This window comes from Paucibacter sp. Y2R2-4 (assembly GCF_025717535.1).
Taxonomy (GTDB): Bacteria; Pseudomonadota; Gammaproteobacteria; order Burkholderiales; family Burkholderiaceae_C; genus Paucibacter_A.
The window spans coordinates 92,156-104,130 of the sequence record NZ_JAJIRO010000001.1 but is presented as its reverse complement, the minus strand read 5'-3'; the positions used below and the strand labels follow the sequence as shown (position 1 = coordinate 104,130).

Here is an 11,975-nt window from a genome sequence, read left to right as displayed (position 1 = left end):
TTTCATCTCAGGAGTACCCATGAGCACATGGCAAATCGTTCGTATCGTGGCGGGCAGCTTCATCCTGCTGTCGCTGGCCCTCGGCATCCCGGGCAGCCCGATCTTCCAAAGCAGCTGGTGGCTGGCCTTCACCGCCTTTGTCGGCCTCAATCTGCTGCAGAGCGGCTTCAGCCGCTGGTGCCTGATGGAAAGCCTGCTCGCCAAGCTGGGCCTGCGTCGCGAGGCTTGAATCGACAATTGCCGAATCACTGAAGGAGAACCCCACCATGTCTGAAGGCCTTGTTCATGTCGAATTAACGCAGCAGCAGGACTACCAGTTTCAAATCAAATTTGGGGGCCATGTTCCCAGCCTGCTGGGCGATGAACCGCCACCGTTGGGCGCGGGCCTGGGCCCATCACCCGTGCAGCTTTTGGCGGCTGCTGTCGGCAACTGCTTGAGTGACTCGCTGCTGTTCGCCCTGCGCAAGTTCAAGCAAGCGCCGGAACCCCTACGTTGCGAAGTGGATGCGGAGGTCGGCCGCAATGCCGAAGGCCGCATGCGCGTGCTGGGCCTGAGCGCCAAGCTGACGCTGGGCGTAGCGGCCGCGGAGTTGGCGCAGCTGGACCGAGTCTTGAGTAGTTTTGAAGCCTATTGCACCGTGACCCAAAGCGTGGCTGCCGGCATCCCCGTGCAGATCCAGGTTTGGGATTCGCTCGGGCAGCAGCTGAAATAAAGCATTAGCTATCGGGACTTGGGCCTTTGGCCTCAAGACGATACGCCTGCCGAAAGCAGCCACATCAACGTTCGCGCACCCCGGTGCTGAGGTACTTTTTCTGCAGCCTGGCCACAGTGCCATCCAGTTCCAGCTCTCGATAGGCTTGCAGCCAGAGCTCGGCCTCAGGCTTGTCGACAGCGATTGAGGTGGCCATATAGAGCTCGGCCGACTTCAGGCTCAAACCACGTCTGAAGGTGGCCGACTTGAAACCGAACTCCTCGATCGCAGCGCGCAACATCGGTTCGCCCGCGTAGATGGCGTCGATATGCTGGCGCTCCAGCAGGCGCAGCAAGTCCTTGTAGTCCTTGGCCTCAACGATCTTGCTGAAACGCTCGGCCTGCAAATTCTTGATGATGGGCGAGCCTCGCAAGACACCGATGCGCCTGGCCTTCAAGGCTTCGGTGTCGAAGTGATCAAAGCTATCGGTCGCGAGACTGAAGAAGCTGTAGTGCACCGTGGTCAGCGGGATCAACCAATTGAAATGCAACTCGCGATCAGGTGTACGCGCCAGCGGAAACACACCAAAAGACGGGCCCGTTTGAGCCATCCGAACCGCACGCGCCCAGGGGTAGAACGTGGTCTCTCCGCTGCGGTTTAACTTGCTGCGCATCTGGGCCGCCAACTCATAGGCCAAGCCTTGCGGCCCCTGCCGACCCAGCCAGGCAAAGGGCGGCAACTCCCCTGCGACCCATTCCAAAGCGCTGTTCTTGCTCGCCTCAGAGGTTGCCGATTGAGCAGCCGACTGGGTAGTCGACTGGGTAGTCGATTGGGCGGCTACGGGCAATGCTTGTATCCAAAGCGCCAGACTCAAGGCAGCGACCCAAGCCTGCGGGCCGGATCGAAAGACGGCGCGACGCGCCCCTTGGAAAGTGGATTGGGGGGCGAATGCAATACGCCCATTGAAACGCGAGATGGCTGTGAACATCGGCTGCGTGAGTTCTAGGTCAGCCTCCCTGTTCTGGCGCCAACTCTACACCGCCGCCCCCATCTCCAGCCTACATCGCCTTGAAAAGATGCACATAGGCGCGGCTCACCGGCAACTCCTGGGCATGGCCTTTGATGCGCAAGAACAAGCGGCTTTGCTCGTCGCGCCGGGTGCCGGCCAAATGCGCGAGATTGATCAAAGTAGATCGGTGCACTTGCCAGAACTGTTCCGGGTCCAACTGCGAAGCCAAGTCCACGATGGGGGTTCGGATCAGATGCTCGGCAGTGGCCGTTTTCACCACGGTGTACTTGTCATCGGCATGGAAGAACAAGACTTCTTCGACGGGCACCTGATGCATCAAGTCACCGCTGGCGGCGCGGATGAAACGCAGCCTGGGCGGGCTTGCTTCAGTGCTACGAGGGATCAATCGCTGCAAGACTTCGGCGAGGCCCTGGTCTTGCCGATCGGCCTGCTGTACGGCGCGCAGGCGCTCCAGACAGCGCGCCAAGCGCTCGGTCTTCAGCGGTTTGAGCAGATAGTCCAGCGCCGCTGCCTCAAAGGCTTCGACGGCATAGTCGTCATAGGCGGTGACAAAAACCACGCGGGTCTTGCCCTCAATGCCTTGCGCCACCTCCAAGCCCGTCAAGCCCGGCATTTGAATATCCAAGAAAGCCAAGTCAGGCTGCAAGGCGGCGATCTGCTCGGCCGCCTCCACGCCGTTCTTGGCGACGGCCACGATCTCCAGCTCTGGCCAGAGCTGGCTCAGTTGCTGCTTCAGGTACTGGGCCAGATGGGGCTCGTCGTCGGCAATCAGGGCACGGGTCATGATGGTCAGTGAGCTGCGGAAGTGCCGCGGGTATAGGGCAGGTTCAGGGACGCCAAGGTGCCGACGCTTTGTTGCGTTAGCTGCAGGCTGGCATTGTGCGGGTACAGACTTTGCAGGCGCGCCCGGATATTCCCCAGGGCCAGGCCCGCTCCCGCTTTGCGGCCCGGACGACGCGGTGCGTCCAGGCCCAAGCCGTCATCGTCAACCTGCACTTCCAAGCGGCCTTGATGGACCTGGGCGCGAATCAAGACCCGGCCGCCCTCCACCTTGGGCTCCAAACCATGGTGAATGGCGTTCTCAATCAAGGGCTGCAAAAGCAGCGGGGGCAGCAGGGCCGCACGCGCCTCGGCGCTGGCCTCGATCTGAAAGCTCAAGCGGTCATTCATGCGGATCTGCAGCAGCTGCAAATAGCTTTGCGCCATGTCCAGTTCGGCGCCCAAGGTGCTGTTGCCGTCGCGCAGCTGGCCCAAAGAGGCGCGCAGATAGTCGGTGAAGGCCTCCAACATCTGTTTGGCGCGACCGGTGTCATAGTCGATCAGGCTCTGCACATTGGCCAAGGTGTTGAACAAAAAGTGCGGCTCAATCTGACCCTGCAGCAAGCGCAGCTGAGCCTCGGTGGCCGCCAGTTGCAGCGCCTGCTGCTTGATGCGCATCTTCCACCAGAAGATATTGGCGGCGGTGATCAAGACCGTGAGAAAGCCCGACATGCGCAAATTGGTCGGCTGACTCAAGAAGCTGCCCAAGGCATCAATTCGGTACAGATGCCCCAAGAGAAGCATGCCGACCACACCGCCCAAGATCGTGCCGCCAATGCCAATCGAGGCCGAGAACACGCCGGCGCGCCAGTTCCCCCGTCCGCCCACTTGCAAGCGCTCAATCTGGCCTTCTGAGATCAACAGCTCGGCCGTACGAAACATGGCATGGATGGTGTACGAAATACACAGGCACAGAATCAAATTGGCACCCATGGTCTGGCGCAGCCATGGCCCATCCAACAAGCGCCCCAGGATCAGGCCGGGCACCAGGGTGAACAAGAGAGTAAAGCCAAGCCCGATGCCGGTACTGATCAGCAAGCGCGCCCAAGTCGGTTCGCTTCGATGCTTGGTCAGCACGGTGAACGACTGCCACGCTTGCCGCAGGCCGCTTTTGAAGGAGTGGATGGGGGTGTTCATGCGTCGCAGTGTAGGCAAGCTACTCAGCGCTCCTGCCGGCGCCTGCGACGAATCGACAAAGGGCAAGATGAATGGCAAGCCGCTCTTTTGAATGGCAAGCCCGCCGCGCGACGGGCGCTACCGACAAGGAACAGTCAAATCCCTTGCCTACAATCCGCCCACTGATTTGTTCGCAGATCGCGTTTTCTATTCAATCATTCCAAGGGAAGTCCACATGCAAGTTCACGCGTCCATCTTCAAGGCCTATGACATCCGCGGTGTCGTGGGTACGACCCTGAACGAAGAGCTGGCCGAGCACCTGGGACGCGCCTTCGGCACCGAGGCTCGCGCCTTGGGCGAAAAAGCCGTGGCCGTGGGCCGCGATGGCCGCTTGTCCGGCCCTGGCCTGGTCGCCGCGCTGATTCGCGGCCTGCAGTCCACCGGACTGGATGTGGTGGACCTGGGCGCCGTCACCACCCCGATGCTGTACTACGTGGCCGCCACCCGCGCCAAGCATGGCTGCCGCAGCGGCATCATGGTGACCGGCAGCCACAACCCCAAGGACTACAACGGCTTCAAGATGGTCTTGAAGGGTGCTGCCGTGTACGGCGAGCAGATCCAAGGCCTGCGCCGCCGCATCGAAGCCGAAGACTACAAAACAGGCCAGGGTCGCACGGCCACCATGGACATCGTGCCCGAGTACGCCCACCGCATCGTCAAGGATGCCAAGCTGAAGCGTCCGATGAAGATCGTGGTGGACTCCGGCAACGGCATCCCCGGCGCCAGCGCCCCGGCCATCTTGCGCGCCTTGGGTTGCGAAGTGATCGATATCTATTCCAAGGTGGACGGCGACTTCCCCAACCACCACCCCGATCCATCGCGCCCCGAGAACCTGGAAGACCTGAAGCGCATCGTGCACGCTTGCGACGCTGAACTGGGCCTGGCTTTTGACGGCGACGGCGACCGCCTGGGCGTGGTCACCAAAGACGGCACCATGATCATGCCGGACCGCCAGATCATGCTCTTCGCCGCCGATATCTTGAAGCGCAAGCCCGGCGCCGAGATCATCTTCGACGTCAAGTGCACCCAGCGCCTGGCCCCGTGGATTCGTGAGCATGGCGGCAAGCCGCTGATGTGGATGACCGGCCATTCGCTGGCCAAGGCCAAGCTGAAGGAAACCGGCGCACCACTGGCTGGCGAGTTGTCGGGCCACATCTTCTTCTCTGAGCGTTGGTACGGCTTTGACGATGCGATGTACACCGCCGCCCGTCTGCTTGAAATCTTGTCGCGCTCCAGCGACCCGAGCGCCGTGCTGAACGCCCTGCCCACCAGCTTCAACACCCCCGAAATCAATGTGCCTTGCGCCGAGGGCGAGCACCATGAGGTGGTGAAGAAGCTACTGGAAGTGGCCGAGTTCCCGGGCTCCAAGGAAATCGTCACCATCGACGGACTGCGCGTCGAGTACGAGGACGGCTTTGGCCTGGTGCGTGCCTCCAACACCACGCCGGTGCTGGTGCTGCGCTTTGAAGGCCACACGCCTGAAGCACTGGAACGCATTCAGCACGATGTGCTGGCGCAACTCAAGCGCGTCAAGCCCGACGCCACCTTCGCTGCTGGGCATTGAGCCCCGTTGCCGAGACCTTCGCTGAAAGGCTCAGTCGTTGGGCCTATGCGGGGCTGCTGCGCCTGCTGACGCCCTTCTACCTGCTGCGCCTGTGGCGGCGCGGCTCGGTGGAGCCGCAGTACCGGCAGCGCCTAGGCGAACGTTTAGGCTTTTATCAGCAGGCCGCGGCGGCCCAGGGCTGGCTCTGGGTGCATGCGGTCTCGCTGGGTGAAACCCGCGCGGCCGCAGCCTTGATCAGTGCCTTGCGCGAACGCCAGCCAACGCTGCGCCTGCTGCTCACCCACAGCACCGCCACCGGCTGGGAAGCCGGTCAGGCCCTCTTGCAAAAAGACGACGCTCAAACCTGGCTGCCCTATGACACGCCGGGCGCGGTGCGGCGTTTTCTGCAGCATTGGCAGCCAGCCCTCGGCGTGCTGATGGAGACCGAAATCTGGCCCACGCTGCAATTCGAAGCCGCGCAGGCCCAGCTGCCCATGGTGCTGGCCAATGCGCGGCTGTCGGAGCGAAGCCAGCGGCGTGGCGAACGTTTCAAAGCGCTGTTGCAACCCGCTGGCCGACGACTTACCCTGGCCTTGGCGCAAACCCAGGCCGATGCCGAACGCTTGAGCGCCAGTGGTGCTGCTAGCGTGCAGGTGCAGGGGAATTTGAAGTTTGACATGCAGATGGATGAGGCGCTCTTGGCCCAAGGCCGGAAGTGGCGCGAGCAGCTGCAGCGGCCGGTCTTGCTGGCAGCGGTCACCCGCGAGGGCGAGGAAGCGATGCTTTTGCAGGCTTGGCAGCAAGCTTGGGAGAAGCCTTCGGGGCCTGGTGCAGCCGAAAGCGGCTCCCTCAAACCCTTGCTGCTGATCGTGCCGCGTCATCCGCAGCGCTTTGATGAAGTAGCTGGGCTGATTGAAGCGGCCGGACTTCGTCTGTCCCGCCGCAGCCAATGGGACGACCAGGGACCCAGTGCGAAAGACTGCAGCGCCGACGCCTGCTTGGGCGACTCGATGCGCGAGATGGCCCTGTATTACGCATTCAGCGATGTGGCCTTGCTGGGAGGCAGCTTTGCGCCACTGGGCGGGCAAAACCTGATCGAAGCGGCGGCCTGCGGCTGCCCGGTCATCATGGGCCCGCACACCTTCAATTTTGCTGAGGCTTCGGCGCTGGCCATCGAAAGCGCAGCAGCGCAGCGCGCGCCCGATATGACCACTGGGCTGGCCATGGCGCTGAGCTTGTGCCAGAACAAGGCAGAACAAGCCCTCATGCGCGAACGATCGCTGGCCTTTGCGGCCCAGCATCGCGGCGCCGCCGCCCGAATGGCGGAGCAAATCCTAGCGCTTGGGGCATTCAAGGCGCACGTCGGCTGACTGCACACTTCTGGAGGTTTCAGTCTCCACTGAAGGCCCCGTTCTTCGCATACAGTCAAGCTGACGGTTCGACGAACTGCGGCGGCCGCGAAGGAGTGATGCGCATGCGAGGCGGCGAGGTAGTGGCTGGCACGGCAACGGAATCATCCGCCTCAGTCGCAGGCGGGCTCGGCACTGGCCGAGCAGCCGATGCCATGGAGCCGCCCATTGAAGCCACGCCACAGCCCTTTCGGCTCACCCGCTACTTTTCCTGGGTCTCTTTGGCCCTGATTGCCCTGTCCGCCTTGGCCCTGGGCTATTTCGCGCATTCTTTGACGCTGAAGGTGCTCAGCCACATGGCCGAGCGGCGCAATGAGGCCATGACCGCCGTCTTCACCAATGTCCTGGGGCAAGACTTCGCGCCCATCATGGCGCCCGGTTTGCAGCTCAGTGCAGATCAGCTCCGCGAATTAGCCCAGAGCCACGGCTTGCACGCCAAAACCGCCGCCTTGATGCAAGGCTCAGAGATCGTCAAGGTCAAGCTGTACAACCCGCAAGGCCTGACCCTCTATTCCTCAGACGCCAAGCAAATTGGTGAAAGAAAAGACGGCAACCCCGGCATTCAGTCGGCCCTGGCAGGCCAGGCCCAAAGCGTGCTCACCCACCGAGACAAATTCGATGCCTTTGAAGGCCAGCGCGCCGATATTGATTTGCTCGGCAGCTATTTGCCCTTCAAACGCAATGGCGAAATCATCGGCGTGATCGAGCTCTACCAAGATGTGTCGGGGTTTGTGAAGCGCCGCGATGCCCTGCTCAGGAGCCTGGTGCTGACGGGGCTGGCCACGCTCTTGCTGCTCTACGCCTTGCAGCTGCTGTTGGTGCGTCGGGCCCAAGGCATTATTCATGGTCAGGAATTGGCGCTGCAAAAGGCCAACGAAGACCTGGACCAAAGGGTGCACGAACGCACCGAAGAGCTGGCTTTGGCGAAAGCACGTCTGGAACATCTGGCCCATCACGACCCGCTGACCGGTCTGCCCAATCGCCTGCTTTACATCGACCATCTGCGCCGCCAAATCAACCGCGCGGAACGCAATGAAGAGCAGTTGGCCGTGCTCTATATCGACCTGGATCGTTTCAAAGAGGTCAATGACACGCTGGGCCACCCCGTCGGCGACGAGCTGCTGATGGAGGTCGGGCGGCGGCTGAGCGCCATCGTGCGCGGCAGCGATATTCTGGCGCGGCTGGGGGGCGATGAATTCGCGTGCGTCCTGAGCTGTAGCGATGCCGCCATCGAAGCCCCGCTGGTTGCCCAAAAATTGATTGAAGCCTTGCTCACGCCCATGAATCTGCGCGCCAATGAGTTGCAGATCTCGGCCAGCATTGGCATCAGCTTGTTTCCAGGCGATGGTCGCAGCGCGGACGAACTCTCTCAAGCGGCCGACACCGCCATGTACGAGGCCAAGCGCGCCGGACGTAACCGCTACCATTTCTACCAGCCGGAGATGACCACCTCCGCCCAAGACCGCGCTGCCATGGAAAAGCTCTTGCGGCGCAGCCTGCAAGCCGGTGAACTGGAGCTGCACTTCCAGATGAAGATGGGGCAGCCGGCAGCGGACTTGTTTGCTGAGCAGGCCTCTTGCCCTGGCGTAGGCACGACCTTGCGCCCTTGCGGCGCCGAAGCCTTGGCACGCTGGCACAGCCCCGAACTGGGCCAGGTTCCGCCGAGCCGTTTCATTGCCCTGGCCGAGGAAAGCGGCTTCATCAATGAACTGGGCGCTTGGGTGCTGAACAAGGCCTGCAAACAGCTGAAAGCCTGGCGCGACGCCGGGCTCCAGGTGCCCCATGTGTCAGTGAACCTCTCGGTGCGGCAATTGGAGCGCAACGACATCGTCCAAGTGGTCAGCCAAGCCCTGGCGGATGCGCAATTGCCGGCCGATTGCCTGGAGCTGGAAATCACCGAATCGGTCATCATGCATGCCGAGAACGCCATCCAGGCCCTGCTGGCGCTGAACAAGCTGGGCGTGCGCCTCTCGGTGGACGACTTTGGCACCGGCTATTCCTCGCTGGCTTATCTCAAGCTTCTGCCCATCCAAACCCTGAAGATCGATCGCAGTTTCGTCACCGGTATCGGCGCCCATCTGGGCGATGAAGCCATCATTCAGGCGGTGATCGGTATGGCGCGCAGCCTCGGCCTGCGCACCGTCGCCGAAGGGGTTGAAACGCCCGAGCAATTGGCCTTCCTGCTGAGGCAGGGATGCGATCAGATCCAAGGTTTTCTCTTCAGCCGCCCGCGAGCTGCCGCGGAATTTGCGGCTGAATATGCAGCCTTGTGCTTGGCGCCGGTACTGCTTCAGGACGAAGCGGGAGGCTCCTCGCTCGCTGCGGCCGCCAACAGCGCCTGAAGCCCCGCCTCATCCAGCACCGTCAGGCCCAGCTCACGCGCCTTGTCCAGCTTGGAGCCGGCCTCCTCGCCGGCCACCACATAGTGCGTCTTCTTGGACACCGAGCCACTGACCTTGCCACCGGCGGCCTCGATCAGATCTTTGGCCGCGTCGCGCGACAAAGTCGGCAAGGTGCCGGTCAGCACCAAGGTTTTGCCCAGCAGCGGTTTCGGCCCCTGCTCGGCCGCAGCGCCCTGCCCCTCCGGCCATTGCACGCCGGCCGCGCGCAATTGCTCAACCACCTCGCGGTTGTGGGGCTGAGCAAAGAAATGGTGAATGCTTTGCGCCACGATGGGGCCCACATCGCGGACCTCCAGCAACTGTTCAACCGTGGCGGACATCAGGGCATCCATAGAACCAAACTGACGCGCCAAATCCTTGGCCGTGGCTTCGCCGACCTGGCGAATCCCGAGCGCAAATAGGAAACGCGCCAAGGTCGTTTGCTTGCTCTTCTCCAAAGACTCAAGCAAATTCAAGGCACTGCGATCCGCCATGCGCTCCAGGGCGGAGAGCTTGGCCACGCCGAGCTTGTACAAGCCCGGTAGGCTGCTGACGATGCCCTCGTCCACCAGTTGCTCCACCAACTTATCGCCCAGGCCTTCGATGTCCATGGCGCGCCGGCCGGCAAAGTGCAACATCGCCTGCTTGCGCTGGGCCGGGCAGAAAATGCCGCCGCTGCAGCGGTAGTCCATGCCGCCGCGCTCACGCAGCACCTCGCTGTCGCAGACCGGGCAAGCGCGTGGAATTCTAAAGTTAGGCACGTAGCTGGGGCGCGGCGCCGGTACTCGCCCCACCACCTCGGGAATCACATCACCGGCGCGCCGAACAATCACCTGGTCGCCCACCCGCACGCCCTTGCGTCGCAGCTCAAAGACATTGTGCAAGGTGGCATTCGACACCGTGGTGCCGCCCACAAACACCGGCTCCAGCTTGGCCACCGGCGTCAACTTGCCGGTGCGGCCGACTTGAATCTCGATGTCGTTCAGCCGCGTCACTTGTTCTTGCGCTGGGTATTTGTGCGCCACCGCCCAGCGCGGCTCGCGGGTCACAAAACCCAGGCGCTGCTGCAAGGCCAGGCTGTTGACCTTGTAGACAATGCCGTCGATATCAAAGGCCAGACTGTCGCGCTTAGCGCCCATGGCTTGATGAAACGCCACCAAGCCTTCGGCGCCTTGCACCACCGCACGATCCGCGCAAACTGGCAAGCCCATGGCAGCAAGGGCGTCCAACATACCGCTGTGCGTGGCCGGCAAGTCCCAGCCCTTGACCTCCCCCAGGCCATAGGCAAAAAAGCTCAAAGGACGCTGTGCGGCCAAGGCCGGGTCCAACTGCCGAACCGCGCCCGCTGCGGTATTGCGCGGGTTGACGAAGGTTTTCTCGCCAGCAGCACGTTGCCGCTCGTTCAAGGCCTCGAAATCATCGCGGCGCATATAGACCTCGCCGCGCACCTCCAGGACTGGCGCCTCCACGCCTTGGAGTCGCAGTGGAATCTGGCCGATGGTCTTGATGTTTTGCGTGACGTCTTCGCCGGTCTCGCCGTCGCCGCGCGTGGCCGCTTGCTTCAGCAACCCAAACTCATAGCGCAGATTGATGGCCAGACCGTCGAACTTCAGCTCGGCGGCGTATTCCACTGCCGGCGCCGCCTCGTCCAATTCGAGCTGCTTGCGCACCCGCTGGTCAAAGCTGTGGGCGCCGCTGGCTTCGGTGTCGGTCTCAGTCCGGATGCTGAGCATGGGCACCGCATGCCGCACCGGCGCAAAGCCTTCCAAGACCTTGCCAATGACGCGCTGGGTCGGTGAGTCCGGGCTTAGCAGTTGGGGGTGCTGAGCTTCCAGGGCCTGCAGTTCCTGGAACATGCGGTCGTACTCGGCATCCGGCAGGGTCGGTGCGTCCAGCACATAGTAGAGGTGGGCGTGGTGGTTCAGGCTGGCGCGCAGCTCGGCGGCGCGCAATTCCGGCGCTTGGGGTTCAGGCAATTCACTCATGGCCGTGATTGTGGCTGAGGTGACTGCAACTGCGCCGCCTTGACGATATCCGACAGCCAGTCCATCACCACGCGGACCCGCAGGGACAGATTGCGACGGTTGGCATACAGCAGATTCAGCGGCATAGCCGGCGCCGCGAAATTTGGCAAAACCTCCACCAAAGCGCCGCTGCGCACATGCGCCGAAGGCTGCAGCATGGGCACTTGAATGATGCCCAGCCCCGCCAGGCAGGCGGCCATATAGGCCTCAGCGTTATTGACCGTGACGGCGCCCTCCATCGCCATGCTTTGCACCTGGCCTTCAGCGTCCAAGTACTCAAACCCGGCGGATTTGGCGCCAAGATTGCCTACAAAGTGGATCAGACGATGACCGCGCAGATCGTCCAGGTTTTGCGGCATGCCAAAGGCCTGTAGATAGGCAGGGCTGGCGCAATTGACCTGGCGCAGCAGGGCAAGCGGGCGCGCCACCAAGCTGCTGTCCAAGACTTGACCGGTTCGCAGGACGCAATCAAAACCCTCGCGAACCAGATCCACGCGGCGCTCGGTGCTGCTGAGTTCCACGGACAAGAGAGGATGGGCCGCCAGCAGCTCTGGCAAGCGCGGTATCACCACATCGCGGGCCAAGGCGGTGCTCATATCGATGCGCACCCGGCCTGTGAGCCGGGATGCGCCGGCCTGGTCTTGCTGCACAAACAGGGTTTGCAACTCGTCCATATCGGACAGCACATCTTTGCTGCGCTCGTAATAGACCTGGCCGTCTTGGGTCAAATGCACGCGCCGGGTGGTCCGGTGCAAAAGCCGGGTGCCGAGCTCCGTCTCCAGTTGCTGAACGGCAATGGAAGCATTGGCCTTGGGCAGGCCCAGGCTGGCCGCAGCCTGGCTGAAGCTGGCCAGCTCGGCGACCCGGTGAAAGATCTTCAGACGCTCTAGCGGGTTCATTG

The 11,975-nt window shown here is 62.4% G+C and carries 10 protein-coding genes; 5 read left to right on the top strand and 5 right to left on the bottom strand.

Annotated features, from left to right (window positions below; all coding sequences use genetic code 11):
• The first annotated feature begins 19 nt into the window (after positions 1-19).
• Entirely contained in the window at positions 20-229 is a 210-nt protein-coding gene (locus tag LNV06_RS00430) for a YgaP family membrane protein (protein ID WP_263536275.1), read from the top strand.
• Positions 230-266: 37 nt separating this feature from the next.
• Positions 267-713 carry an OsmC family protein gene (locus tag LNV06_RS00425; protein ID WP_263536274.1) on the top strand — a complete coding sequence of 149 codons (447 nt, stop codon included), beginning with the start codon at positions 267-269 and terminating at the stop codon, positions 711-713.
• A gap of 64 nt (positions 714-777) precedes the next feature.
• On the opposite strand, the gene LNV06_RS00420 is transcribed toward LNV06_RS00425, so the two are convergent.
• The 3 genes from LNV06_RS00420 to LNV06_RS00410 all read right to left on the bottom strand — a co-directional run bounded on the left by LNV06_RS00420 (position 778) and on the right by LNV06_RS00410 (position 3,678).
• Positions 778-1,452, bottom strand: coding sequence for a substrate-binding periplasmic protein (locus LNV06_RS00420; RefSeq protein WP_263536273.1), 675 nt, complete (start codon positions 1,450-1,452; stop codon positions 778-780).
• A gap of 298 nt (positions 1,453-1,750) precedes the next feature.
• Positions 1,751-2,506, bottom strand: coding sequence for a LytR/AlgR family response regulator transcription factor (locus LNV06_RS00415; protein WP_263536272.1), 756 nt, complete (start codon positions 2,504-2,506; stop codon positions 1,751-1,753).
• A 5-nt stretch (positions 2,507-2,511) separates the two neighbouring features.
• A complete protein-coding gene (locus LNV06_RS00410; RefSeq protein WP_263536271.1) occupies positions 2,512-3,678 on the bottom strand; it encodes a sensor histidine kinase in 1,167 nt (388 codons plus the stop codon).
• A gap of 214 nt (positions 3,679-3,892) precedes the next feature.
• Here LNV06_RS00410 and LNV06_RS00405 point away from each other — a divergent pair, with 214 nt between their 5' ends.
• The 3 genes from LNV06_RS00405 to LNV06_RS00395 all read left to right on the top strand — a co-directional run bounded on the left by LNV06_RS00405 (position 3,893) and on the right by LNV06_RS00395 (position 9,011).
• A complete protein-coding gene (locus LNV06_RS00405; RefSeq protein WP_263536270.1) occupies positions 3,893-5,281 on the top strand; it encodes a phosphomannomutase/phosphoglucomutase in 1,389 nt (462 codons plus the stop codon).
• Complete coding sequence (locus tag LNV06_RS00400) at positions 5,278-6,630, top strand: 3-deoxy-D-manno-octulosonic acid transferase (RefSeq protein ID WP_263536269.1); 1,353 nt, start codon at positions 5,278-5,280, stop codon at positions 6,628-6,630. The genes LNV06_RS00405 and LNV06_RS00400 overlap by 4 nt, the downstream gene beginning before the upstream one ends.
• Before the next feature lie 194 nt (positions 6,631-6,824).
• Positions 6,825-9,011: a putative bifunctional diguanylate cyclase/phosphodiesterase gene (locus LNV06_RS00395; RefSeq protein WP_263536268.1), complete on the top strand. Its 2,187-nt coding sequence runs from the start codon at positions 6,825-6,827 to the stop codon at positions 9,009-9,011.
• Here LNV06_RS00395 and ligA read toward each other — a convergent pair.
• A complete protein-coding gene (gene ligA / locus LNV06_RS00390) occupies positions 8,960-11,035 on the bottom strand; it encodes an NAD-dependent DNA ligase LigA (RefSeq protein WP_263536267.1) in 2,076 nt (691 codons plus the stop codon). The two genes, LNV06_RS00395 and ligA, sit on opposite strands and share 52 nt — an antisense overlap.
• Positions 11,032-11,973, bottom strand: coding sequence for a LysR family transcriptional regulator (locus LNV06_RS00385; protein WP_263536266.1), 942 nt, complete (start codon positions 11,971-11,973; stop codon positions 11,032-11,034). The genes ligA and LNV06_RS00385 overlap by 4 nt, the downstream gene beginning before the upstream one ends.
• Positions 11,974-11,975 lie beyond the last annotated feature (2 nt).

Bases quoted from the DNA above. Each gene is read 5' to 3' on its own strand.
- LNV06_RS00430 (WP_263536275.1), top strand. From the start codon at position 20: ATGAGCACATGGCAAATCGTTCGTATCGTGGCGGGCAGCTTCATCCTG.
- LNV06_RS00425 (WP_263536274.1), top strand. From the start codon at position 267: ATGTCTGAAGGCCTTGTTCATGTCGAATTAACGCAGCAGCAGGACTAC.
- LNV06_RS00415 (WP_263536272.1), bottom strand. From the start codon at position 2,506: ATGACCCGTGCCCTGATTGCCGACGACGAGCCCCATCTGGCCCAGTAC.
- LNV06_RS00410 (WP_263536271.1), bottom strand. From the start codon at position 3,678: ATGAACACCCCCATCCACTCCTTCAAAAGCGGCCTGCGGCAAGCGTGG.
- LNV06_RS00405 (WP_263536270.1), top strand. From the start codon at position 3,893: ATGCAAGTTCACGCGTCCATCTTCAAGGCCTATGACATCCGCGGTGTC.
- LNV06_RS00395 (WP_263536268.1), top strand. From the start codon at position 6,825: ATGGAGCCGCCCATTGAAGCCACGCCACAGCCCTTTCGGCTCACCCGC.
- ligA (WP_263536267.1), bottom strand. From the start codon at position 11,035: ATGAGTGAATTGCCTGAACCCCAAGCGCCGGAATTGCGCGCCGCCGAG.
- LNV06_RS00385 (WP_263536266.1), bottom strand. From the start codon at position 11,973: ATGAACCCGCTAGAGCGTCTGAAGATCTTTCACCGGGTCGCCGAGCTG.